This is a genomic window from Tepidibacter sp. Z1-5, assembly GCF_037844525.1.
In the GTDB taxonomy this organism is placed as follows: domain Bacteria; phylum Bacillota; class Clostridia; order Peptostreptococcales; family Peptostreptococcaceae; genus Tepidibacter_A.
Genome location: NZ_JBBMMD010000075.1, coordinates 1 through 24,787, shown reverse-complemented (window position 1 = coordinate 24,787; position 24,787 = coordinate 1). Strand labels below are relative to the sequence as shown.

At 29.2% G+C, this 24,787-nt stretch carries 25 protein-coding genes and 2 other annotated features; of the genes, 3 read left to right on the top strand and 22 right to left on the bottom strand.

Annotation, left to right across the window (positions count from 1 at the left end):
- Positions 1-252: 252 nt before the first annotated feature.
- Positions 253-1,032 carry a hypothetical protein gene (locus WJW32_RS13355; protein ID WP_340259150.1) on the bottom strand — a complete coding sequence of 260 codons (780 nt, stop codon included), beginning with the start codon at positions 1,030-1,032 and terminating at the stop codon, positions 253-255.
- Positions 1,033-1,035: 3 nt separating this feature from the next.
- Positions 1,036-1,227 carry a hypothetical protein gene (locus WJW32_RS13350; protein ID WP_340259148.1) on the bottom strand — a complete coding sequence of 64 codons (192 nt, stop codon included), beginning with the start codon at positions 1,225-1,227 and terminating at the stop codon, positions 1,036-1,038.
- 788 nt (positions 1,228-2,015) lie between these two features.
- Between WJW32_RS13350 and WJW32_RS13345 the strand changes: the two genes are divergently transcribed.
- Positions 2,016-2,498 carry a DUF1097 domain-containing protein gene (locus tag WJW32_RS13345; RefSeq protein WP_340259146.1) on the top strand — a complete coding sequence of 161 codons (483 nt, stop codon included), beginning with the start codon at positions 2,016-2,018 and terminating at the stop codon, positions 2,496-2,498.
- Between the two features lie 360 nt (positions 2,499-2,858).
- Here WJW32_RS13345 and WJW32_RS13340 read toward each other — a convergent pair whose 3' ends face one another.
- From WJW32_RS13340 to WJW32_RS13270, 15 genes are all read right to left on the bottom strand, one after another.
- Entirely contained in the window at positions 2,859-4,121 is a 1,263-nt protein-coding gene (locus WJW32_RS13340) for a uracil-xanthine permease family protein (RefSeq protein ID WP_340259144.1), read from the bottom strand.
- Positions 4,122-4,209: 88 nt separating this feature from the next.
- Positions 4,210-4,746, bottom strand: a complete 537-nt coding sequence (pyrR, locus tag WJW32_RS13335) for a bifunctional pyr operon transcriptional regulator/uracil phosphoribosyltransferase PyrR (RefSeq protein ID WP_340259142.1) — start codon at positions 4,744-4,746, stop codon at positions 4,210-4,212.
- A 161-nt stretch (positions 4,747-4,907) separates the two neighbouring features.
- Positions 4,908-5,816 carry an RluA family pseudouridine synthase gene (locus WJW32_RS13330; protein ID WP_340259140.1) on the bottom strand — a complete coding sequence of 303 codons (909 nt, stop codon included), beginning with the start codon at positions 5,814-5,816 and terminating at the stop codon, positions 4,908-4,910.
- A 9-nt stretch (positions 5,817-5,825) separates the two neighbouring features.
- Positions 5,826-6,263 (bottom strand): signal peptidase II, encoded by a 438-nt coding sequence (gene lspA, locus WJW32_RS13325; RefSeq protein WP_340259138.1) that lies wholly within the window; start codon positions 6,261-6,263, stop codon positions 5,826-5,828.
- Positions 6,264-6,340: 77 nt separating this feature from the next.
- Positions 6,341-6,847 carry a TraR/DksA C4-type zinc finger protein gene (locus WJW32_RS13320; RefSeq protein WP_340259136.1) on the bottom strand — a complete coding sequence of 169 codons (507 nt, stop codon included), beginning with the start codon at positions 6,845-6,847 and terminating at the stop codon, positions 6,341-6,343.
- A gap of 9 nt (positions 6,848-6,856) precedes the next feature.
- On the bottom strand, positions 6,857-7,135 hold the full coding sequence (locus WJW32_RS13315) for a DUF5665 domain-containing protein (protein WP_277731039.1): 279 nt from the start codon (positions 7,133-7,135) through the stop codon (positions 6,857-6,859).
- A 169-nt stretch (positions 7,136-7,304) separates the two neighbouring features.
- Positions 7,305-8,309: a tryptophan--tRNA ligase gene (gene trpS / locus WJW32_RS13310; RefSeq protein WP_340259133.1), complete on the bottom strand. Its 1,005-nt coding sequence runs from the start codon at positions 8,307-8,309 to the stop codon at positions 7,305-7,307.
- A gap of 60 nt (positions 8,310-8,369) precedes the next feature.
- Positions 8,370-8,576: a binding site (T-box leader), on the bottom strand.
- Between the two features lie 52 nt (positions 8,577-8,628).
- The gene (locus tag WJW32_RS13305; RefSeq protein WP_340259131.1) at positions 8,629-8,883 is read right to left on the bottom strand and encodes a hypothetical protein; all 255 of its coding nucleotides are present in this window, start codon (positions 8,881-8,883) and stop codon (positions 8,629-8,631) included.
- 184 nt (positions 8,884-9,067) lie between these two features.
- A complete protein-coding gene (locus tag WJW32_RS13300; protein WP_340259129.1) occupies positions 9,068-9,211 on the bottom strand; it encodes a YciI family protein in 144 nt (47 codons plus the stop codon).
- Between the two features lie 14 nt (positions 9,212-9,225).
- Positions 9,226-10,488, bottom strand: a complete 1,263-nt coding sequence (locus WJW32_RS13295) for an aminotransferase class V-fold PLP-dependent enzyme (RefSeq protein ID WP_340259127.1) — start codon at positions 10,486-10,488, stop codon at positions 9,226-9,228.
- A gap of 210 nt (positions 10,489-10,698) precedes the next feature.
- Positions 10,699-11,769, bottom strand: coding sequence for a 3-isopropylmalate dehydrogenase (gene leuB / locus WJW32_RS13290; RefSeq protein WP_340259125.1), 1,071 nt, complete (start codon positions 11,767-11,769; stop codon positions 10,699-10,701).
- Between the two features lie 20 nt (positions 11,770-11,789).
- A complete protein-coding gene (leuD, locus tag WJW32_RS13285) occupies positions 11,790-12,275 on the bottom strand; it encodes a 3-isopropylmalate dehydratase small subunit (RefSeq protein ID WP_340259123.1) in 486 nt (161 codons plus the stop codon).
- A gap of 9 nt (positions 12,276-12,284) precedes the next feature.
- Positions 12,285-13,547 carry a 3-isopropylmalate dehydratase large subunit gene (gene leuC / locus WJW32_RS13280; RefSeq protein WP_340259121.1) on the bottom strand — a complete coding sequence of 421 codons (1,263 nt, stop codon included), beginning with the start codon at positions 13,545-13,547 and terminating at the stop codon, positions 12,285-12,287.
- Between the two features lie 15 nt (positions 13,548-13,562).
- Positions 13,563-14,555 (bottom strand): ketol-acid reductoisomerase, encoded by a 993-nt coding sequence (gene ilvC / locus WJW32_RS13275; protein WP_248483411.1) that lies wholly within the window; start codon positions 14,553-14,555, stop codon positions 13,563-13,565.
- Between the two features lie 26 nt (positions 14,556-14,581).
- Complete coding sequence (locus WJW32_RS13270) at positions 14,582-16,096, bottom strand: 2-isopropylmalate synthase (protein WP_340259117.1); 1,515 nt, start codon at positions 16,094-16,096, stop codon at positions 14,582-14,584.
- Positions 16,097-16,203: 107 nt separating this feature from the next.
- Positions 16,204-16,443, bottom strand: a binding site (T-box leader).
- A gap of 216 nt (positions 16,444-16,659) precedes the next feature.
- On the opposite strand from WJW32_RS13270, the gene ilvB reads away from it, so the two are divergent.
- Both ilvB and ilvN read left to right on the top strand, forming a co-directional pair.
- On the top strand, positions 16,660-18,282 hold the full coding sequence (ilvB, locus tag WJW32_RS13265; protein ID WP_340259114.1) for a biosynthetic-type acetolactate synthase large subunit: 1,623 nt from the start codon (positions 16,660-16,662) through the stop codon (positions 18,280-18,282).
- Positions 18,283-18,339: 57 nt separating this feature from the next.
- Positions 18,340-18,831 (top strand): acetolactate synthase small subunit, encoded by a 492-nt coding sequence (gene ilvN, locus WJW32_RS13260; RefSeq protein WP_340259112.1) that lies wholly within the window; start codon positions 18,340-18,342, stop codon positions 18,829-18,831.
- Positions 18,832-18,936: 105 nt separating this feature from the next.
- On the opposite strand, the gene WJW32_RS13255 is transcribed toward ilvN, so the two are convergent.
- The 5 genes from WJW32_RS13255 to WJW32_RS13235 all read right to left on the bottom strand — a co-directional run bounded on the left by WJW32_RS13255 (position 18,937) and on the right by WJW32_RS13235 (position 24,673).
- Positions 18,937-19,626 (bottom strand): 5'-methylthioadenosine/adenosylhomocysteine nucleosidase, encoded by a 690-nt coding sequence (locus tag WJW32_RS13255; RefSeq protein ID WP_340259153.1) that lies wholly within the window; start codon positions 19,624-19,626, stop codon positions 18,937-18,939.
- 158 nt (positions 19,627-19,784) lie between these two features.
- On the bottom strand, positions 19,785-20,921 hold the full coding sequence (locus WJW32_RS13250) for an RNA-guided endonuclease InsQ/TnpB family protein (protein ID WP_340259110.1): 1,137 nt from the start codon (positions 20,919-20,921) through the stop codon (positions 19,785-19,787).
- Positions 20,922-21,776: 855 nt separating this feature from the next.
- On the bottom strand, positions 21,777-23,162 hold the full coding sequence (locus WJW32_RS13245; RefSeq protein ID WP_340259109.1) for a transposase: 1,386 nt from the start codon (positions 23,160-23,162) through the stop codon (positions 21,777-21,779).
- A gap of 164 nt (positions 23,163-23,326) precedes the next feature.
- Complete coding sequence (locus tag WJW32_RS13240; RefSeq protein WP_340259107.1) at positions 23,327-24,481, bottom strand: hypothetical protein; 1,155 nt, start codon at positions 24,479-24,481, stop codon at positions 23,327-23,329.
- Complete coding sequence (locus tag WJW32_RS13235; RefSeq protein ID WP_340259105.1) at positions 24,482-24,673, bottom strand: hypothetical protein; 192 nt, start codon at positions 24,671-24,673, stop codon at positions 24,482-24,484. It lies immediately after the preceding gene.
- Positions 24,674-24,787 lie beyond the last annotated feature (114 nt).

Below are 24,787 nucleotides of genomic sequence, written 5' to 3'. Positions count from 1 at the left end.
ATGGATAAAAAATCCCGAAATACTATTTCTTATACTCTCTATCTTAAAAAATTAAATATTGCAATATTCCTGTGACCTTTGCAACTCCTTAGCTTTATGGCTATGTGGCTATACCCCCAAAAGATAGTTTTTGGGAAAGGTTATTTTGTAAAAATAAAAAATTTACAATATGGGCTAATACCAGCATTTATATGACCAAGAGCAAATTAAATTTAAAACTCTTGATATTATTTAATTACAGTCCTATAAAAATTAACTATCTTTTAATATACTTTCGGCTAATTTCTCCATAAGACGTATAATAATCTCATCTTTAAAACCTGTAACAAAAGAAAGAACACACATCGCTTCAATAGTATCTCCAAAATTACCAAGAATAATATTTGATTTTATCAAAGTATAAATTAAAACACCATTAAGAGATGACCTTAAAGTATCATTAATAGCTCCTATAAAACCCGAAGAATGTTCTTTAGGCTTTTCATTTAACGAATATGTAGATACTAAATGATTTAATAGTGTCCCACAGGTACTAAAAGACACACAAAAAATAAGTTCTCTTAGAAAGTTCTTATGTAAAAACCAATTATAATAATAAGTGAATAATGACAAAGCAGAAGTAATAATTGTTATTATAACTATAGTTGGCAAATAGCTATGTATATAATTTTTATTTTGTACTTTCTTTATATTCTTAATAGTATCTTCTAAAATAGAAATTGCCATTTCAGTATTGTTCTCCGAATCTTGAATAATAGCTTGACATATAGAAGTAGCTATATAGCTATTTTCCTCAATGTTATCAGGTTTTAATAAATCTATTTTTAAAACTAAATCTTCTATTTCTTTGGAAATAGGTAAATCTTCTTCTCTTACTCGTTCTATATGTGCATTAATATAATTATAAGTAGTAGTATATACAATACAAGATCCACGAACATGCTTATATATTTCTTTAATTTCTCTGTTGTTCCTATCTTTAGCTCCTATTGAATAAGAATCAAAAAATATATCTATACTTTTGGTACACATTTTTTATTTTTTATCCTTGTTACCACTAGATCCTGAAGATGAAGTCCCACTTGTTAAAGTAGTCTTTATTATTGCATCCACTCTTGGACTATTACTAGGAAAACTATAGTTATTAATAGAACGTTTTTCGCTTATCTCTATTCCTTTGTTTTGTTTATTATTGCTTAGGTGATTACTTTTTAATTTATCACTCATAAATTAATACCTCCTTTATATTTTAGTACATATATGGTGCAATAAATATTTTCCAAATAAAACCATTAACAAATGATTATTCTTATTGGAATACCCTTTAATAATATAAAGTATACCATATTTCTAGAAAATTATGGAATTTATCGTATTGAGGCAATACATATCTAAGGGGGGGACACCGAAATATATGTAAAAACCGGCCACATAGATTGAATTTTTCATTTCAATACAAATACTATACATTTGAAACGTTTCAAAAATCGATATGTTGAAGTTTTGAAACGTAAAATAGGTATAAATCCATCTATTTCAAAAGGTAAGCTTTATGAAATAAAAAACGCTGTAATTAAGCGTTTACAATGTATTCAAATTTAAGTGGCTGGTTTTTACACGTATGTCGGTGTTCCGCCTTTAATTTCCAATTCGAATTATACCATAATAATTATCTAAATTATTTTCTAAAAACAAAAAACTTCGCATAATACTACATTATGCACTACATTATTAGTAGAGTAAATTCATTTAGATATATTTTACCACAAAACCCTACTATGTAACATATCTATGTATAAATATGTATATTATTCCACGTTTTACATGAAAAGAAATTCTAGTATAAAAGTCTTTATCGTAAATAACAAAATTTATTCCTTAAGATATATATTTTTCATAAACACTTTTACTTCATTGTATATAAATCCCCTAATTCAAAATTTTCTTTACATTATTCATACTTTCCTGTTATAATATATTTTTCTAATATATTTACTTTAGAAAGGATGGTTATTATGAGTGAATTATTTTTAGGTTCTTTATTTTCAGCAATTATAGCCTTTACTTGGTCTAATATAAGTGCTTTAGGTGGAATATTTGTATGGGTGGGTTTTGCTGGTTGGACTAGTTTTTGTGTAGCAGATGAAACCGATTCCATTAAAAAAATGATAAAATCTTATTCATGTAATTTAAGTGGTATATTCTGGGCAAGTCTTACAATCTATATAAGCTCTTTAATAGGTATTCCTATGGTTACAAATCTACTTACATGTGGAGTTGCAACATTTATATTAATTTATCAATCTAAATTCAAGAGATTTTCTTGTGTGCCTTGTAATTTTATAGGTTGCTTCATAACCTTTGGCTTAAACGGAGACTTTAAAATGGCAGCTATAGGATTATTATGTGGTTCTATTTTAGGTTATCTATCTGATAAGGCTGGAATTTTAGCTTTTAGATTTAAAAGCTCTGATTCAGCTATGGAAAAGGTTTCTTAAAATTTGCATATCATAAAGATAATAATAAATATTTTTTTATATCGAGGTAAGGTTTAATTTTATAATATAATATCTACTACTATTAAAACTATCTATGAAAATGTTAGTGAATGCGTTTAGATATTTTGACTAATATAACTTGAGTTTTGTAGTTTAATAATACGTTAAGAAATTTGCGTGTCTGACCGTAGGGAGTTCGTAAATTTTAGAATTATTAATAAGACAAAACCTTAGTTATATTCAAAATATCGTTGCATTCACGGTATTTTTGTAGATAGTTTTTGATTACCCACATAAAAAAATAGCTACCTAAATCTCATTTGTACGAAATCTAGGCAACTACTAATGTATTTTTTATATTTAATCTCTATTAAGTACTCTATTTAAAACTATTCCAACTATAGCTGCAAGGCTAAGTCCTGTTATTTTAACAGTTTCAGTTACTGGTATTCCTATTGATATTCCTTTACCTTGAAGATAGTTTGTTCCAAATCCTATGATTAGTATAGATCCCATTATTATTAAATTAGATGCTTTAAATTCTATATCGCTATTTTTTACTGTCTTAACTCCTATTATAGCTATCATAGAGAACAGCATTAAGCTTATTCCACCCATTACTGGTGTCGGTATTGTTCTTAAAAATATTCCAACTTTGCTTATACATCCAAGTGCTATGGCAAATACAGCTGTTATTCTAAGTATAGATGGATCGTAGTTTTTAGTTATTGCAAGTACTCCTGTATTTTCTCCGTACGTTGTATTAGCAGGTCCTCCTATGAATCCTCCAACTATTGTAGCAAGTCCATCTCCTATTAATGTTCTGTTAAGTCCTGGATTCTTTATGAAGTCCTTGCCTACAACTGCTCCATTAGTTGTTACATCTCCTATATGCTCCATGAATACCGCTAATACTACTGGTGCTATTATTGCTATTGCTCCTATATCAAACTTAGGTAGTGTAAAGTTTGGAACCATAACCCAAGAAGCTTCTTTTATAATATTTATATCTATAAGTCCTAAACTAAGTGATAATATATATCCTGTTGCTACAGCTATTAATATAGATAATTGCTTTATAAATCCTTTTGCAAACAATGTTATTAAAAGTGCTGTAGATAAAGTTACGATTGCTACTATGAAATTTCCTGATGCCATACCAAATGCCACTGGTATAAGATTAAGTCCTATTACAACAATCATAGGTCCTGTAACTTGTGCTGGAAAATATTTTTTTACTTTTTCAATTCCAACTGTTTTGACTATTAAAGACATAATTAGATATATCATTCCAGCTGCTATTATTCCACCTTGTGCATAAGCTAAATCTCCATTATATATTTCTTTAACTGTGATTATTACAGGTATGAAAGCAAAGCTTGATCCTAAAAATACTGGAACCATTCCTTTTGTAACTAAGTGAAATATTAAAGTTCCAAGTCCTGCTGATATTAAAGCAACTGATGGATCAAATCCTGTTAAGATAGGTACTAATACTGTAGCTCCAAACATTGCGAATAAATGTTGTATAGCTAGTATAGCTTTTTTAAGATTTTCGTTAACTCCTATATTTTTTTCTACTATAGATGTTTCAATAGATGGGTTTAATACTTTTTCTTGCATAAAAATACCTCCTTCATTTTTTAAGGAGGGAGAATACATTCTCCCCTTATCAGCATCTCTGTACTGATTTAAAAGTTCAAAACATTATTTATTTTTCGTTTATAGAAACATGATCTTGTCTATCAACTTCATTAAAATTAACACTTATAATTTCTTCATTAGATGTAGGTACATTCTTTCCTACATAGTCAGCTCTTATAGGAAGTTCTCTGTGTCCTCTATCTACAAGTACTGCTAGTTGTATAGATTTTGGTCTACCTATATCCATCACTGCATCCATTGCAGCTCTCACTGTTCTACCAGTGTATAATACATCATCAATCAAAACTACTTTTTTATTATTTATATCAAAATCTATATCAGTTCCATTAAGTATAGGGTCTACATCTGCTTTACTTAAATCATCTCTGTATAAAGTTATATCTACCTTACCTATATTAATTTCTTTTTCTTCTATAGATTTGATTTTTTTTCCTATTCTATCTGCAAGAGGTACTCCTCTTGTCTTTATTCCTACTAAAACAACATCTTCTATACCTTTATTTTTTTCTATTATTTCATAACTTATTCTAGTTATAGCTCTTGCTATAGCCTTATCATCCATTAATTTAGCTTTTTCCTTCAAGAATTACACCTCCGCATAAAATAAAAAAACTTCTCACCAAAAGGCAAGAAGTTATAATACGCATACAAAACGTAATCTATGTATAATCCTTGCCAGTCTCTCTGTACTGTAATTAAAGGTTTATTATTCACTTTTTTTAGATTTTATCACCTTAACTTATTTTAGTCAAGTATATTTAATATTCTTCTAAAATGATCAGGAATATCTGAGTTAAATTCCATATACTCATGTGTAGTAGGATGTATAAATCCTAATGTCTTAGCATGAAGCATCTGTCCATTCAGTTTAAATTTTGAATTTTTAGGTCCATATACAGGATCTCCGACCAATGGATGTTTTTTACTTAGCATATGAACTCTTATTTGATGAGTTCGTCCTGTTTCAAGTTCAGCCTCAACATAAGTATATTTATCAAATCTTTTTAATACTTTAAAATGTGTTACAGCTCTTTTTCCACCTTCAACTATTGCCATTTTAAGTCTATCAACTGGATGTCTCGCAATAGGTGCATCAACAGTCATAATGTCTTCCTTTACTACTCCATAGCATATCATGTGATATTTTCTAGTTATACTATGATCCTTTAATTGCTCTGATAAAGAATTATGTGCATTATTGTTCTTTGCTATCATCAAGAGGCCAGATGTATCCTTGTCTATTCTATGAACTATTCCAGGTCTTATAACCCCATTTATAGAAGATAAATTACCCTTGCAATGGTAAAGTATAGCATTAACTAATGTACCAGTATAATTTCCAGGCGCAGGATGAACAACCATGCCAGCAGGCTTGTTTACTACTAATAAATCATCATCCTCATAAACTATCTCTATATCTATATTTTCAGCTTCAACCGCCAATTCTTTAGGCTCTGGTATATTTAAATTTATTTTATCATTTGTTTTAGTTATGTATCTAGGTTTTTCTTTTTTGTCATTTACCAATACATTTCCTTCTTTTATAATCTTTTGAATATATGATCTTGACATATTCTCAAATTTACTTGATAAAAAAACATCCAATCTTATACCTTCATTTTCTTCATTCACTTCAAAATTCACTTGTTCCATAAAGTCCTCCTAATTCTGCTCTTTGTCAAATATTATAATATACGAAAGTAGTATTCCGCCTATTACAACACACATATCAGCCACATTAAATACAGGCCATACTATAAAGTCAAAAAAATCCACTACAAAATTTAGTCTTATTCTATCTATTACATTACCTATAGCTCCTGCTAGTATAAGTATTAAGGATACTTGATATATTCTACTAATATTTTTATTAGTTCTTAAGTGATATACAATAAATGAGACTACCACAATTGCTACCAAAACAAAGAACCATTTTTGATTTTGAAGCATTCCAAATGCTGCCCCTCTATTTTCAACATATGTAAGATTAAATATATTATTTATAATAGGTATACTTCCTACCTTTGATAAAAAATTGAGTGCATAATACTTTGTAATTTGGTCTAATAACACTAAGAATATAAATAATGCTATATTCAATTTAATACCCCCCTCTATAATCTTTGTACCCGTAGAATTATATCATAAAATGCCATGGATATCATCCATGGCATCAATTAAAGCTCATCGTAATCTAAGTCTAATCCTTCATATCTATTAGTAGATTCAAGCCCTTCTACTAATTCGCTATAAAAATATTCACTCTTACTGAATGTATCTTCTTCTACCGTTTCAAATTCCTTTTTATGTTCTTTTGAACAACTAGAACAAAGAAGAGTTTCAGGAATTATATCAAGTCTCTCTGAATCTATATCAGCACTACATTCTTCACACTTACCATATAAGCCTAAATCCATTTTCTCAAGTGCCTTATTTATATTGTAAAGTCTCATAGCTTCACCATTCTTAAGCTTTAGATCCATCTCCCTCATAAATACTTCTGTTCCCATATCAGCAGGATGATTGTCATATCCAGAAAGTTCTCCAGTACTATCTTTAATACTTGAATTTTTAAAACCATCTTCAGCTACAGTATCATCCTCAATTTCCTCTATTAAATTAGATACCTTATCTTTTTCCTTTAAAAGAATTTGTCTATAATACTCCATATCACTTTTGTTCATTTTTTCCTCCTATCTATAGTTCTCAATAATGTCTAAAAGCTTGGCTATATATTGCCCTATTAAAGGAAGATTCACCCAACTATGCAGTATATACGCAACTATCGCAGCAAGCATTGTAAGTCCTATAGCAGTTCCGAATCCTTTAGCAAGTCCAGCCACGAAGTTTAAGTAAATAAGTCTTTTGGGATTATTGACTATTTCTGAATATTCTCTAATTCTACTTTTATCTAGACTTTGAGCCAAATCATCTATCTTTTTTTCTATTTTATCAATTCTATCTTCCTTCAATTAGTTTTCCCCCTATTTAATTATTTATCCTAAACTTTAAAGTTTTAGATTGTTACTAAAATTAATCTCATGTTATGAAGTATTATTTGTAAATCTTTTTAAAAAATTCATGTAATCTCTATTTGATACTATTTAAAAATAGACTGTTGTAAAACAACAGTCTATTTTATTAAATAAATTTTCTAGGAATAAGTCCAACCTTTTTATATACTTTTCTCAATGTCTTTCTAGCACTTTGCTCTGCCTTATTAGCTCCTTCAGCATATACTTTTTCTAAATAATCTTTATTATTTAATAAGTCATTATACTTTTCTCTTACAGGTCTTAATGATTCTACTATAACCTCAGCAGTATCTCCTTTGAACTGTCCATATCCCTTACCTTCGTACATAGTCTCTATTTCTTGTATTGATTTTCCTGATAATTTAGAGTATATATTCATTAAGTTTTTAATTCCAGGTTGTTCATCTGAGTATGTAACTACTCCAATGGAGTCAGTAACAGCTCTTTTTAACTTTCTTACTATAGAATCAGGATCTTCCACCATTAATATAGACGCATTTGGATTATCATCTGATTTTGACATTTTCTTTGTCGGATCTTGAAGACTCATAACTCTAGCTCCAACCTTTGCTATGTAAGGCTCTGGAATTTTGAAAGTATCACTATATCTATTATTGAACCTTTGGGCTAGATTTCTAGCAAGTTCTAAATGCTGTTTTTGATCTTCTCCAACTGGAACCATATCAGTTTGATAAAGTAAAATATCAGCAGCCATTAAAACTGGATAAGTGAATAAAGCTGCATTTAAGTTAGCCTCACTCTTTTGAGATTTTTCTTTAAACTGAGTCATTCTATTTAGTTCACCCATATAAGTAATAGTATTTAAAATCCATGCAAGCTCTGCATGTGCACTAACATGTGATTGTATGAACATAGTATTTTTTTCAGGATCAAGTCCACTAGCTATGTACTGAGCAAGTGCCTCAATAGTATTTTTTCTTAAATTCTTTGCTTCTTGAGGAACTGTTATAGCGTGAGAATCAACTACACAATAATAACAATTGTATTCATCTTGAAGATCTACCCAATTTTTGACTGCTCCTATATAGTTTCCTAAAGTAAGCTTACCAGATGGTTGAGCCCCACTAAATATTATTTTCTTATCACTCATAATTTACCTCCTACATTATAAAAAAGTTACTTAAAAATAAAAGAACTCGCCTCTAAATTATATAGAGACGAGTTTATTCCCGCGGTACCACTCTTGTTGACATTTGTCCACTTATTATCCTCTAACGCAGGATTTGCGTCAAATCCTACTATTATTTCAGATTCAAACTCCTAAGTCCATTCAATATAAACATTTGTATTAGGCTCTCACCATCCCTAAATCGCTAAAACTCAGTTCATATTTACTAATCTTAATCATAGATTTACAAATATAAAATTATATAATTAATTATATATCTTTTTTTATATAGTTTCAATTATTATTTATCTTCTCCTTCTAAACTATGTATAATAGCTATATTATTATCAAAATTCTCTATTTTCATATTTATATTAGTCCATTTCCCTATCAATTCACTTTTATTTTGCTCAAAATAATCGCAAATATTCTGTTTACTCAAATCACTATCCTCACCCACTACAAACGTTATATTCTTAACTCTCTTTATATTATTTTCCCTACATATTTCATTTAATGAGTTGTATATTCTGTTTATTAAAAATGTATCTTCCACAATTTCCCCTCCTCTACATTTTTATTATTTTAATGTCATACTATAAACTATATGTATTGAATATTAATATAATTACAGAAACAATAAAAAGCCCTTTTTAGGGCTTTATTGTAATTTCTCTGTTTTTATAATATATCCTCCACACTGTATAGGTCTGCTTCTTTATCTTTGATATGGGATAAAATTACTCTCCAGTTCTTGGAACTTTTCTTCCTGATGCGATGAAAAATCCTTTTGCATATTGTTCTTTTAAGTAATCAACATGTTCTTGAAGATAAGATTCTACTATGTCAAGTTCTTTAATATACGTAAGTGAAACTATAAACATTATAATCTTCCTTTCTATAATTTTCTAAGAGCATCAACAAACCTATTGATTTCATCAACACTATTATACATACCTAAACTAACTCTTACAATCCCTGCAGGTTTTTCTTGGACATACAATTCATAAGCTTCTTGTGGACTAACTCCTAGTAAAGATTGTACATATATATCTGCTCCAGCTGTACCAGCTCCCACTTCTATTCCATGCTCATACGCAAGATAATTAGCAACATCTGTATGATATATTCCTTTAACATTAAAAGCAATATACGGGATATTTATAAGGTCTGAATCCTGTCCATACAGTATTACGTTCGGAATACTTTTTAGTTTCTTTTTCATATATCTATACAGCATTTTTTCATATTTTGCTATATTATTAACACCTACATTTTCAAGAAATTTAATCGTTTCTCCCATAGCTATAATTCCAAATATATCTGGATATCCAGCTTCATAACGTTTAGGTGGATTAGAATATATAACTTTTTCACTACTTATAAATTTTGTAATACCTGAACCTTCTAAGTATGGTTTATATTTGCAAAAAAAATCATATGGACCTATTAAAGCCCCTCCCTCAAATGGTGTATAACATTTATGTGCACTAAATACTACAAAATCTATATGTTCATCATCAGAGTGAGGCTTCATACTAAAAGGTCTATGTTGAACTAATTGAACTGCATCAACTAATATTTTTGCTCCATATTTATGAACCAACTTTGAAATTTTATAGATAGGAGGAGTAATTCCAGTTACATTACTAGCTCCTGTTACTGTAACCAATTTAACTCTACCTTTATACGTATTAAGCTTATTTTCAAGATCATCCAGATCTAAATCCCCTTCTTTTGTAACTCCTACTACTGCTGTTTCAAACCTAGTTGTGAATGGTAAGTAATTAGCCATATGCTCCATATCAGTAGTTACAATTACTTGATCAGGGGCTTCTTGATATAATAAATCACTCAATAAATTTATTCCATCTGTTGAATTTTTTGTATAGATAACTGTATCTTTACTTGCATCTGCTCCAACAAAGTTAATAACAACATCTCTTACATCTTCATATTTCATAGTAATTCTTTTACCTAAAGGACCTGGAGCATCTATATAAGCAAGGAGAGGAATATTAGCATTAACTTTCCTCATTACAGGTCTTAACACTAATGTTGTCGCAGCATTATTAAAATATATTCTCTTGACTACTTTCCCATCAGTAGTTGTGACTGGAATATTTGCACCTTCAATATATTTAGATAAATTATTAATCAATATCTTTCCCCCTTTCAACTTTCAAAGAAAGCTTTACTTATATATATTTTTTTGCAAAAAAAAAAGACCATCTTTACTTATAATATTGCATTAATACACCTATTACAGATTTACAATACTAAAAACTATCTAATGAAAAAAGTAATACAAAAGTACACTTGCATTTGAAATTTAATCACAATTGCAAGTGTACTTTTCTGTGTCATTTCATTATATTTTTTCCATTATCAGACTTCCCATTTCATTAGTTGTAACCAATTTATTTTTATCATCCATTATATCAATTGTTCTATAATTATTACTTAATACATTTACAACAGCATTTTCTATATCTTTTGCCTCATCTTCCAAGTCAAAAGAATGCCTAAGCATCATAGCTACTGACAATATAGTGGCTATTGGATTTGACTTATTTTGTCCCGCTATATCTGGTGCTGATCCATGTATCGGCTCATAAAGTCCTATATTTCCTTCTCCCAAGCTAGCTGATGGAAGCATTCCTATAGAACCTGTAATCATACTTGCCTCATCTGATAATATATCCCCAAACATATTTGATGTTAATATAACATCAAATTGTTGTGGATTTTTTATAAGCTGCATAGATGCATTGTCTACATACATATGCTCTAAAATTACATCTTCATATTTTTTCGATACCTCATTTACAGTTTTTCTCCATAATCTAGAACTTTCTAATACATTCGCTTTATCAACACTTACAACTTTTTTATTTCTCTTTCTTGCAATTTCAAATGCAGTCTTTGCTATTCTTATTATCTCCTGTTCATTATAACTTTCTACATCATAGGCTTCTTTTCCATTTTTTCCTTCTCTAGTTGCCTTTTCCCCAAAATATATTCCACCTGTAAGTTCTCTAACCACGCAAATATCAATTCCATCTCCTATGATTTCATCTTTTAAAGGACATGCTTTTTTTAGTTCTTTAAATAATATAGCAGGTCGAATGTTTGCATATAAATTTAATATTTTTCTAATCTTTAATAATCCTTTTTCCGGCCTTTTTTCTCCAGATAATCCATCCCATTTAGGACCGCCAACAGCTCCTAGTAAAATAGCATCGCTTTCTTTACAAATATCTATAGTCTCCTTAGGAAGATTTTCTCCTACTGTATCAATAGCCTGACCACCAATCAAAGCTTCTTTAAAATCGAATTGATGATTGTATTTTTTACCTATCTTGTCTAAAACTAGTAATGCTTGATTTATAACCTCAGGACCAATTCCATCTCCTTTTAACACAGCTATATTGAAATCCATACTCTTCATCCTCCCTTAGATTATCTTTCATTTATATAATTTATAAGTCCATCTTTAGATATTATTTCTTGCATAAATTTTGGAAGAGGTTGAGCTTGATATTTCTCCCCTTTAGTTATATTTGTAATTTCACCTAAACTAAAATCTACTTCTATTTCATCTCTATCCTCTATTTTATTTACAGCTTCTTCACACTCTAATATAGGAAGCCCTATATTAAAAGAATTTCTATAAAAAATCCTTGCAAAAGTACTAGCTATTACACAAGATACTCCACTTGCTTTTATAGCAATAGGCGCATGTTCCCTCGAAGATCCACATCCAAAATTTTTGTTTGCAACTATTATGTCATCTTTTTTTACTTTTTTAGCAAATTCTTTATCTATATCTATCATGCAATACTTTGCTAACTCCTTAGGATCTGAAGTATTTAAGTATCTAGCTGGCATAATAACATCAGTATCTACATTATCTCCATATTTAAAAACCGTTCCTGTCTTTTTCATAATATCCCCCTATCTTAAATTTTCTGGATTTGCAATTCTACCCATTATAGCTGAAGCTGCTGCTACTGCTGGACTAGCTAAGTATACTTCTGATTCAGGATGACCCATCCTCCCCACAAAGTTTCGATTTGTAGTAGCTATACATCGCTCACCTTCTGCTAAAATTCCCATATGCCCTCCTAAGCAAGGTCCACAAGTTGGAGTACTAACTACTGCTCCTGCTTTAATAAATATTTCTATCAATCCTTCTTTTATTGCATCTAGATATATCTTTTGAGTTGCAGGAAATATTATTGTTCTAACCCCTCTATATACCTTTTTACCTTTTAATACCTTTGCAGCAGCTCTTAAATCTTCTATTCTGCCATTCGTGCAAGACCCTATTACAACTTGATCTATTTTTACATCTCCAACCTCATCAATAGTTCTTGTGTTATCTGGAATATGCGGAAAAGAAACTGTTGGTCTGATACTACTTAAATCTATTTCATATACTTTTTCATATTCAGCATCTTCATCAGGAGTATATATTGTATATTCTTTTTCAGAGTGATTTTTCATATAATCAATTGTAATATCATCTACAATAAATATTCCATTTTTAGCACCTGCTTCAATAGCCATATTCGAAATAGTAAATCTATCATCCATAGATAAGTACTTTATCCCATCCCCCATAAATTCCATAGATTTGTATAAAGCTCCATCTACTTTAATCATACCTATTATATGAAGAATTATATCTTTTCCACTAACCCACTTTTGTGGTTTTCCTTTTAAAATAAATTTGATTGCTTCTGGAACTTTAAACCAACACTTTCCTATAGCCATTCCTGCTGCCATATCAGTACTTCCTATTCCTGTAGAAAATGCTCCCAATGCTCCATAAGTACATGTATGTGAATCTGCTCCAATAACAACATCTCCACCTACAACTAACCCCTTTTCTGGTAGTAGTGCATGTTCTATACCCATCTCACCTATTTCAAAGTAGTTTTCAATCTCTTTTTCATATGCGAATTCACGAGTACATTTACATTGTTGTGCACTTTTAATATCTTTATTTGGTGCAAAATGATCAGGTACAATAGATATCTTCTTTTTATCAAATACTCTATCTGTATTAATTTTTTTAAATTCATTTATAGCAACAGGCGTTGTTATATCATTTCCAAGTACCATATCAAGCTTAGCCTGTATAAACTGTCCAGGACTTACCTCATTTAAGCCAGCATGTGCTGCTAATATTTTTTGTGTCATAGTCATTCCCATAAAAATACCTCCTTTTTATTCATTAATCCATTTCATCATATTTCTTAATGTTTTACCAACTTCTACAATTGGATGTTCTAATTCACTCTCTTTTATTGCATTAAATACAGGTCTATTTACCATATTTTCTGATATCCAGTCTTTAGCAAACTTGCCTGCTTGAATTTCTTCCAAAACTTTTTTCATTTCTTTTCTTGTTTCTTGTGTTATAATTCTTCTTCCAATCATATAATCACCATATTCAGCAGTATCACTAATGCTGTAGCGCATTTTCTCAAATCCACCTTCATATAATAAATCTACAATCAATTTCATTTCATGAAGACATTCAAAATATGCTATTTCTGGTTTATATCCTGCTTTTACAAGTGTATCAAAACCTGCTTTTATAAGTTCTGTTACTCCTCCACACAGAACAGCTTGCTCTCCAAATAAATCTGTTTCTGTTTCTTCTTTAAAAGTAGTTTCTATTACCCCCGCTCTTGTTGCACCTATTCCTTTTGCATATGCAAGAGCAGTATACTTTGCTTTACCAGTATAATCTTGATATATTGCTATAAGCCCTGGAACGCCTCCTCCTTCTTCATATACTCTTCTTACTAAATGACCAGGTCCTTTTGGAGCAACCATAAATACATCTACATATTTTGGTGGAACTATTTGATTAAAATGTATATTGAATCCATGAGCAAAAGCCAAAGTATCTCCTTCTTTTAAATTAGGTTTTATATGATCTTCATATATATTTTTTTGCTTTTCATCTGGTACTAAAATCATAATTACACTACTTTCCTTTACTGCATTTGCAACTTCCATTACTTCTAATCCATTTTCTTTAACTTTTTCCCAAGATTTACTTCCTTTATATAATCCAACAACAACATCTACTCCACTTTCTTTTAGATTTAGTGCATGAGCATGACCTTGACTTCCATATCCTATAATTGCTACTTTCTTTCCTTCAAATATTTCTAAATTTCCATCCTTTTCATAATACATTTTTGTCATTTTAAAATTCCTCCCTAATTATTAATTTAGTTTATTTCATAAACCATTTTATTCACTGCATTTATATAAGCATTTATACTCGATTCAACAATATCTGTACTAAGTCCTCTGCCTGTATAAACCCTATTACCATCGCTAATTTTAACCATAGACTCCCCTAATGCATCCTTGCCTTGGGTTACAGAACGTAGTGAATAATCCTTTAACCTAATCTCCATTCCCAATATTTTCTCAATAGCTTTAAATGCTGCATCTACTGGTCCATCTCCTTTTGATGCTTCTTCCTCTATTTCATCATCCTTATTTTTTAATACAACCGATGCAGTTGATGTTATTGTATTTCCACTATTAATAACAAACCTTTTCAATTCATAAGCCTTTGGTATATCAATAGCATCTTTATTTAGAATAGCCTCTATATCACCATCATAGACGACCTTCTTTTTGTCAGCTAATTCCTTAAACTGCTCAAATACCTTGTTTATTTCATCCTTATTTAAGTTGTATCCTAATTTTTTAACTCTATTTTCAAAAGCATGACGTCCAGAATGTTTTCCAAGAACCATTTTATTTTCTGAAAGCCCTATAGATTCTGGTGTCATTATTTCATAAGTACTTCTCTCTTGTATGACTCCATGCTGATGGATTCCAGATTCATGAGCAAATGCATTCGTACCAACAATAGCCTTATTAGGTTGAACGTATACTCCAGTTATATTACTTAAAAGCTTACTAGATCTCATGATTTGAGTTGTATCTATTTTGGATTCAACACATAGTATGTCTTTCCTTGTATTAATTGCCATCACAAGTTCCTCTAAAGCTGCATTTCCTGCTCTTTCACCGATTCCATTTACAGTACATTCAGCTTGAGTAGCTCCAGCCTTTATTGCAGCTAATGTGTTTGCAACCGCCATACCTAAGTCATTATGACAATGAACTGATATTTCCGCTTTATGTACATTTCCCACATTCTCTCGTATATTCTTTATAAACTTATAGTATTCATCAGGTGTTGTATACCCTACTGTATCTGGAATATTAATTACTGTTGCTCCTGCATCAATAACACGCTGAAATATTTTAGCTAAAAACTCAGGATCACTTCTAGTTGCATCTTCTGCAGAAAATTCTATATCATCACAATATTTTTTAGCATACTTCACCATGTTTACTGCATTTTCTAATACTTCATCAGGACTCATTTTCAATTTATATTTCATATGAATATCAGATGTAGCAATGAAAGTATGAATTCTAGGTCTTTTAGCATACTTTACAGCCTCCCATGCTGTATCTATATCCTTAGGTAATGCTCTAGCTAAGCTTGCTATAGTACAATTTTTTATATTTTTTGAAATTTCCCTTACTGATACAAAATCGCCTTTTGATGCAATAGCAAATCCAGCTTCGATTACATCTACTTTCATCCTCTCTAGCTGTCTGGCCATCTCTATTTTTTCTTGTAAGTTCATGCTGCATCCTGGTGATTGTTCTCCATCTCTTAATGTAGTATCAAATATCTTTATTTGTTTGTTCATATTAACTCCTCCTTCAAATCAGTATACAAAATACATTGTGCATTACTACTCATCCCTAATCAGTCCTAACAGTTTATAGATACAAAAAAACTCGTCCTTAAATATTATTTAAGGACGAGTAGTATTTTACCCGTGGTACCACCTTACTTGCTTTTGCTCAACACAAAAACCGCTCGATATTAGATTCAATCAAATCCTGGCGTATAATGGTGCCTACCATAATCTTCTACTATTATTTCAAAGATACTGCTCCAGAGCGAGTAGTATTTTTTCTCAGTATCGATTCACACCATCCATCGACTCTCTGAAACTGAACATAAAAATACGCTCTCCTTCATAGCATTTCGCTATTTAGCTTTGTTATATTTTTTAAAATTTTATCAGAGAAGAAAATTAAAGTCAATATTGTTTTTTGAATTTTATGTAAAATTGTTTTTTTATGAATTTTTAAATTTTTCTGTTTTTTCTGATTGACATTCCTATTTCGTATTTGATAGAATCAGTTCTATTATATTTAATATTTAAATCCATATGTTAATTTTCAATACGAAGGGGAGTGAAATATGAAGGTTTCAGATGCAATAATAAAATGTCTAGAAAATGAAGGAGTTAATACTATTTTTGGATATCCAGGCGGAGCTGTCCTCCCATTATATAACTCACTAAAAAATTGTAATATTAAGCACATTTTAGTTAGAAACGAGCAATCATTGCCTCATTATGCAAGTGGGTATTCTAGAGTCAGCAAAAAAACAGGAGTTTGCATTTCAACTTCAGGTCCTGGAGCAACAAATTTAATCACAGGAATTGCAACAGCTTATATGGATTCTATTCCTCTCGTAGTAATTACAGGTCAAGTCAAATCCAACTGTATAGGAAAAGATGTATTTCAAGAAGCTGACATTATAGGTGCTACTACATCTTTTACAAAGCACAATTATTTGATTAAAGATGCCAAAGAGCTACCTAGAATAATCAAAGAATCTTTTCATATTGCTTCTACAGGTCGTCCTGGTCCTGTTTTAATAGATATTCCTGTTGATATTCAAAATCAAGACATTCAACTTGATTTCCCTAAAGATATCAATATTATAGGATATAAACCTACATACAAAGGTCATATAGGTCAAATTAAAAAAGCCTTAAAAAAAATAAAAACCAGTAAAAGACCTTTGATTTGTGCAGGCGGAGGAGTATTATCTTCAGATGCTTGTAAGGAATTAAATGATTTTGTAGAAAAATCAAAAATACCTGTTGTCAATACACTAATGGGAATAGGATCTTTATCTTATAGTTCACCTTACTATATAGGTATAGTAGGTTCTCATGGTCATTCTTTTTCTAATAAAATAGTCGATGAAGCAGATTTGTTGATAATAATCGGAGCTAGAGTAGCAGATCGTGTAACTTCTGGATTCAATAAACTAAGTAAGTGTAAGGATATAATTCATATAGATATAGACCCAGCCGAAGTTAAAAAAAATATAGATACTAATATCCCTATTATAGGAGATGTTAAAGTTATATTACAAGAATTTATTAATTTAATAAAACCTATTGAAAATCAAAAATGGTTAAACACTATTTGTGAACATAAAAAAAATTATAAAACAAAAAAGTTATATAATAACAACTTTGTAAATCCTAAAAAAGCTCTAAAATTTTTATCTGATTCCTTAAATAAAAATGATGAAATACTGGTGGCAGACGTTGGTCAAAACCAAATATGGAGCGCTCACAGTTTTGATATAAAAGGAAATAGGAGATTTTTAACATCTGGTGGATTAGGTACTATGGGTTATAGCATCCCCGCAGCAATAGGTTCAAAAATTGCATGTCAAAACAGGAGAGTAATCAGCGTTGTAGGTGACGGAGGTGCACAAATGTCATTATGTGAACTTGCAACAATATCAGAAAACAATTTAAAAATGATAATTCTATTATTCAATAATAATAGATTGGGAATGGTTAGAGAACTTCAATATAATGCTTATGGAGAAAATAGTTATTTCGGAATAGATTTTAAATTTAATCCTGATTTTATTCAAATTGCAAACTCTTACAATTTAAACACAAAGAAAGTCTGTTCAAACCATGAATTTGAAGAAACATTGAAAGAGGCAATTGCAAGTGATACAAGCTATCTTATAGAATGTATTGTGGATCCTAATTTTTCTACTTTATAAAAAATTAGGATCCACAATTTGAAAATCATATAATTTCCTACTCATTATAAAAAGGAGGTGATTTTTATTTGTAGACATGTTTTATCTGTATTAGTGCAGAATCAGTCAGGTGTTCTTAGTAAAATCGCTGGTTTATTTACAAGAAGAGGTTACAATATAGATAGTTTATCTGTTGGAGAAACTGATAATCCCAAAATATCTCGTATGACAATAGTTGTCAACTGTGATAATTCTACTCTTGAACAGATACAAAAACAACTACACAAGCAAATAGATGTTATTAAAATTATACATTTAAAAAATAATACTTCTATTTGTAAAGAGTTAGTAATGATAAAAATAAATGCAAATCCAGATCAAAGGGGTTATATAAACGATACCGTAAATATGTTTAAATCAAAAATAATAGATGTGGCTTCAAATACTTTAACGGTTGAAATTACAGGAGATGAACAAAAAATATCCGCTTTTATAAAAATTATAAAACCTTTAGGAATAATAGAACTAGTTAGAACTGGATTTACAGGACTTCAAAGAGGAGATATTTAAATAACTATTTATTCTTAATAAAAAACATAATGCTTATTAAAATATCATTTTGTATTAGATATTTTAATAAGCATCTTATTTATAAAATATATTTAATTTAAGTTCCTATAAATTCTTAAGAATCCCAAGAACGATATCTTTTGAATTATGAGCAGCCTCATTTACAAATTCTTCATAAACTACATCTGCACTTCCATCAGCTTTATCAGACATAGCTCTTATTATTATAAACGGTGTATTATTTACATAACAAGCATGACCAATAGCAGCACCTTCCATTTCAGCACAGTATCCTTTCATGTTGTTTACAAGTCTATCCTTTAATTCCTTACTTGAAACAAACACATCTCCTGTTAAAACTCTACCTTTAACTACCTTATATTTTTTATCAGAGTTAACACTAGAATTATAAGCTACTTCAATCAATCTGTCATCTGCCTTAAAAGTTGACTCTTCCATTCTAGGAATAACTCCTACTTCATAACCAAATACAGTAGTATCAAAATCATGTTGTATAGTATCTGTTGATATTACTATATCAAATACATCTAAATCTTCATGTAAAGCTCCAGCAACACCAGTATTTATAACAGCATCTACCTTAAATTCACTTATAAGTATTTGAGCACAAAGTGCAGCGTTTACCTTACCTATACCACATCTTACTAAAACAACATCTTTACCTTCTATTTTACCTACATAAAATTTTAAAGAAGCCTTTTCTACAGTTTCTTTAATATCCATTAAATCTCTTAATATATCTACTTCCGTTGCATAAACCTTATTAAAGTCTATAAAAACCTTATATAACCCTATAAATTTATTTGATTCCCTGTTCAACCTACCCTATTTCAAATAGTAAAAACTAATCTACTTTAGTTTGATATAGTAGTCCGAGGGCTTAAATTCGGATACAACGAATCCTACATATTAGCATTGTCTTGTTAGTGACATTATGCTAATTTATAATTACCAAGATTTATACTAGCATTTTTATCTCTATCAATAACTAATTTACAATCATCATTACCACATACATATATTCTATCTTTTAGCTTTAAATCACTCTTTACATTTCCACAACAAGAACAAGTTTTACTACTTGGATAAAATCTATCTACTTGAACAAATTCTATTTTATTAAATTCACATTTGTATTTCATTTGCCTTATGAATTCATATAATTTTTGTTCTTGTATCTTTTCTGATAAATGTTTATTCTTCATCATTCCACTTATATTTAAATCTTCCATAACTACTCTATACGGTCTTAACTTGACTATTTTATTAGTGGCTTGATGAATATGATTGTTTCTTATATTCGCTAGTTTTCTATGAATAAGTTTGATTTGCTTTTCCAATTTTATAATGTTGTTAGTCTTAATAAATTGTTTTGCATTCTTATTCATTTCATATTTTCTTGATACCTGTCTTTGCAATCGTTTAAGTTTTTTCTTTAACCTTGTAACTTCCATTGATTTATTAATGTTTTTTATAGGTTCATCTAAGCAATTAACTATTGCTAAATCTTTTATTCCTAAATCAATACCTATACTCAAATCTTTATTTAATTTAGCTTGATTTTCACCTTGTTCAAATCCTAATGTTAGATACCAGTATTTCCCGTCAAAATGACATCTAGGGTTTACATACTTATTTAAGATAGGAATGTCATAATTAGATTTGTATAATACTTTACCTATCTTCTCCATATTAACTCTATTATCTTCAAATTTAATAGCATCATACCTAACATAAAAAGATTTTTTAGATTTTTTCTTAGTTTTGAATTTAGGTCTTTGAACTCTACCTTTGAGAAAGTTTTGATAAGCAGTATTTAAATCATCAAAAGCTTGTGGCGTCACTTGACCACTTACTTCATATAACCATTTATATTCTTCTTGTTTCTTAATTGTATTATTAAATTGTTTTTTTATTTTAGATTTTGATGGCTTTAATCCTTGCTTATACATTTCTTCCCACTTAGCTAAACCCCAATTATATGCAAATCTAGCTATACCAGTAGATTTAAACATTAATATTTCTTGTTCTTTAGTAGGCAACAATCTTATTTTAATAGCTTTTATCATTCTCTTATCACCTCCTTACATATATATGATACCACTTTTTATCGTTATATATATTGTTCATAAGATGATTAAAGAATGTTATTTTTTACCATGAAAGCTTTTGAAATTTATTGCCAACATAAGCTATACATTATCATGAAATAATTTTTTTATAGGTTTATATAAAGTTTTCAAAGAACTATTATAAAATTTATGCTCATTCACATAGATTTGCTACTATCTATGCAGTTCTCTTATGAACTTCTCATACTTTCACATGAGCGTAGACTATATCATCACCATTCACTAAAATTTTAGTGTTTTAGGTGTCCTCCACTTCCACTCGCTTGAATGTACTCCCATTATGGGATAGTCGTTGAACCTTACCCTATTCGGGTCTTGGATGCTGATTGCCTATTATTTTAGCACTTAGGATTTAACCTTATGCCATCTAGTTGATTTTTTCTACTTTCGTAACCTTCACACTCACCTTTATTTCATGGTCATGCTGTGGTTCAACTAGCTTTAAGGGTTTCCAGCAGTTCAAAGGATTTTGAATAGGTTTACCCTATCGCTCCATGCTCTTTATGAACATGGGAGGCTAAGTTATAAAAAATCAATAAACTTTTGTAGAGTTCATCAATGTTTTCGTAACTGTTTAGTTACCTCATCCATTGCTCCAATTATACCTATTATGTTCATATTTATTCCTCCTTCAATTTCATTTTAATCAATAAAAAAACTCTGGGCCTTAAAGGTTTCCAGAGCTTAATTTAACGCTAATAATACTTTATTATATCATTTCATATATATATTGTCAATTTCAATGTTATTACTACTTCAATAAGTAATTTAGATTTATCGCCTAGTTTTTAGTTATACTTGGGTTAATACAGGAGCTAGGCGAAGTCTTATCTCAGAGTTACAAGTGGCATATAAGTCTAAAAATTCAATAAACTTAAAAATGCCAAAGTACTGACCTTTATAAATAACAACATTTTTTTCTTTTTTGTTACTGTAATTTTTAATAATTATAGGTAGACTTTTCTTTTGATATTTCATACCTTCTTCTGTGTTGATGTAAATTTGAAAATAGCTGTAGCCTATTAATGTTGCCACAATATGAAATAATATAAAATTATATTTTGTGCTCTTGAAATCTTCAAGATTCCAAAAGTCTTTGAGTTGTCTAAAATCTTCCTCTATTTCAGGTCTTAGTTCATAGATCTGTATAATTTGACGTGCAGTTTTCGAAGTATCTGTTGTAAGAAATACATAATATTCATCATTTTTTATGTCTTTAACAACACATGCATTAATAGGAACATCTTCTTTTTCTTTATCCCCCTCCCAATACATACCTAAATCTTTAACGATCTGGATTGTTTGATTACTTCTTTTTTTATTAGGATGTTTAGACCATTTATCTTGTTCTTTTGCAATACTTACAGCCACATCATAAATATTCATATTTTTCTTTGCTGGAACATAGATGTCTACCTGTTTGTCTATTTTTAACGTGTTAATTATATCTCTTGAAATGAACCCTCTATCATTAATAAGAATATCGCCAGATTTAAAATGTGGAGTATTTAAAAGAAGATTTCTAGATAGTTCTAAATCATGAGTTTTTATAGAACCGAATTCTATTTCTTCTATAATTCCTGATACATCAAGTAAACCTCTTAAAGAAGCTAGTTTATACCCTCTTACGGCTTCGCCATCAATTTTAACTACTTCTGATTTCTCATATTTATTATTTTTAATATTAACCTGTATTTTGGTACAGTCGAATATATGAATTGTAGGAGCATCAATATGTTTTGCCAATATAGATTCATTTAAATACTGGTTATAAAAGTTAATAAACTCTTTAGCAGTATATTTATTGATTAAATTTCTAGTCACTCCTTCTTCATAAATACCTTGGGTAAGAATGTCTCTATCTTGATCATATATATTTACGCCTAATGCAGATAATAGTTGAGCATCACTAATAGCAAATGGAACATCTGTTAGTGCTGTTTTCAACTTCATTTTAGCTGCTATAGCTAAAGATAATATGGTAGAAAGAGGAATGCTTTTGTTTGTTGTTCTTTTATCTTCGATTGATCCCTCCAAATCTTTTAAAATTCCTCTTTCGTTCATATATAATAAAATATCATCTATAATTGTTGGAAAACTAATGCTCGCAGCATCTATAGTCCCACTTTGAATAGCTTGTAATACTTTTTGTTTATCATTAATCGCTAAAGTCATCATAATATTATAATACTATTAAATCATAATTTTTCAAATTACTTATTGAAGTTATTACTATTGTTATATTTATAATTCTCACATTTATATATACTTAGTTTAGACAAATATATACCAAACAAAGATTCTGATATATTATAATAGTAAAACTTCAATCTTCATATTTTTTAAGCAAAGTCTTTTAAAAAGTTACTTATACTATCCCAATATTTTTTATTTGAGCCATTAATCTGTATTTGAGATAATTCTTTGAAATCTAAAATATGCAATATGTTACTACTTGTATATCTATTTAGATAGCTTTTAACTTCTTTTGAAGTTATATAAATTATTAAATCATATTCATTTTCACCTAAACTTTTATGATATAGATATCTATATTCAGCCCTCTCAGATATATATTTATTCGGTATTAGCTTTACTAGTATTTTTCTATTATCTTCATTTTTCATTTCTACTTCTACTCTATTTGTAACTTTATTTATATATAAGTTACAAATTTTAAATGCTTCTTCTGTGATACTATTTAGAAATGGAAGTAATAGAAATAAAAGCGAATCTGCTATTCTAATATTTGGATATAACTTTATTTTTTCTAGATGCTTTAGGTATTCATAAATAATTGGTTTATCTATTTTGTCAAGATAATTATTCTTATTATCAATCGAACCTAGATATGGAGATATATCCTTCCAAGCTTTCGCTTGTTCCTTAGTGCTAAATTTTATGTTTTCTAATTTACTTATCTCTTCAAACGTTACAATCTTATAATCTACATTTTCATCGAAATTATTCAAAAGTTTTTGTTTTAAAGATTTTGGAGTAATATAAATCAAAGAAATTTTATTGATTATTTCATCATAAAACTTTTTATGATTTAATTTTTTATCTAAGTATGAGTATTTTACAAACCATTCTTTATTTCTACAAAATTCTTTTTTACTTCTAATACTCATATTATTTATAAACCCTAATATAGTTTTTTTTGGGGTTTTAGCCATATTACAATAATCTAATACTTGAATTTTAATTTTTTCTAATTCACTTTTATTCACATCTTTATCTTTCAATTCAATCATGATCAATTCTTTGTTCTCGTGATCGTAGAACAAATAATCCACTATAATATTTTTTAGTTTTTTATTTTTATCTACTGTTGGAATATTAATAAATTTCGCTTGCTCACATAATAACTGTAAATTATTCTTTTCTGTGATTTTCTCTAATATTTCCTTAATAAATATTCCTAATATAGATTGTGTAACTGACTCTTTTCTATATTTATCATTTACTATATTTTCCACAAATTGATTAGCAAACATCTATATAACCTCCTTAAGAAAATTCTTTTCTTTTCCTTTAATATATCCTTTATTAATACCTTCTTTGATTACTAAAAAAAGCGATATAGTATCAAACCTAGCATCATGATAACCTCCTGAATTTTTATAAAAGTTTTTACATTCTTTTACTATATCCTCTTCTTTTATTTCTAAAAATTCTATAAATGTCAAGTTTAGAGCGGTTCTTTCCACTGTTAGTTGATTTCGATTTATAAATAGGATATAATTTAATAATTAAATCCTAAAGAAAAGAGATTATTAAAATGAATGCCTTAATAAAATTAT

Bases quoted from the DNA above. Each gene is read 5' to 3' on its own strand.
- WJW32_RS13345 (WP_340259146.1), top strand. From the start codon at position 2,016: ATGAGTGAATTATTTTTAGGTTCTTTATTTTCAGCAATTATAGCCTTT.
- ilvB (WP_340259114.1), top strand. From the start codon at position 16,660: ATGAAGGTTTCAGATGCAATAATAAAATGTCTAGAAAATGAAGGAGTT.
- trpS (WP_340259133.1), bottom strand. From the start codon at position 8,309: ATGAGTGATAAGAAAATAATATTTAGTGGGGCTCAACCATCTGGTAAG.
- WJW32_RS13340 (WP_340259144.1), bottom strand. From the start codon at position 4,121: ATGCAAGAAAAAGTATTAAACCCATCTATTGAAACATCTATAGTAGAA.
- leuC (WP_340259121.1), bottom strand. From the start codon at position 13,547: ATGGGAATGACTATGACACAAAAAATATTAGCAGCACATGCTGGCTTA.
- WJW32_RS13330 (WP_340259140.1), bottom strand. From the start codon at position 5,816: ATGGAACAAGTGAATTTTGAAGTGAATGAAGAAAATGAAGGTATAAGA.
- WJW32_RS13320 (WP_340259136.1), bottom strand. From the start codon at position 6,847: ATGAACAAAAGTGATATGGAGTATTATAGACAAATTCTTTTAAAGGAA.
- WJW32_RS13245 (WP_340259109.1), bottom strand. From the start codon at position 23,162: ATGATGACTTTAGCGATTAATGATAAACAAAAAGTATTACAAGCTATT.
- WJW32_RS13350 (WP_340259148.1), bottom strand. From the start codon at position 1,227: ATGAGTGATAAATTAAAAAGTAATCACCTAAGCAATAATAAACAAAAC.
- WJW32_RS13270 (WP_340259117.1), bottom strand. From the start codon at position 16,096: ATGAACAAACAAATAAAGATATTTGATACTACATTAAGAGATGGAGAA.
- leuB (WP_340259125.1), bottom strand. From the start codon at position 11,769: ATGGATTTCAATATAGCTGTGTTAAAAGGAGATGGAATTGGTCCTGAG.
- ilvC (WP_248483411.1), bottom strand. From the start codon at position 14,555: ATGACAAAAATGTATTATGAAAAGGATGGAAATTTAGAAATATTTGAA.
- leuD (WP_340259123.1), bottom strand. From the start codon at position 12,275: ATGAAAAAGACAGGAACGGTTTTTAAATATGGAGATAATGTAGATACT.
- WJW32_RS13250 (WP_340259110.1), bottom strand. From the start codon at position 20,921: ATGATAAAAGCTATTAAAATAAGATTGTTGCCTACTAAAGAACAAGAA.
- WJW32_RS13355 (WP_340259150.1), bottom strand. From the start codon at position 1,032: ATGTGTACCAAAAGTATAGATATATTTTTTGATTCTTATTCAATAGGA.
- WJW32_RS13240 (WP_340259107.1), bottom strand. From the start codon at position 24,481: ATGTTTGCTAATCAATTTGTGGAAAATATAGTAAATGATAAATATAGA.
- WJW32_RS13300 (WP_340259129.1), bottom strand. From the start codon at position 9,211: ATGTTTATAGTTTCACTTACGTATATTAAAGAACTTGACATAGTAGAA.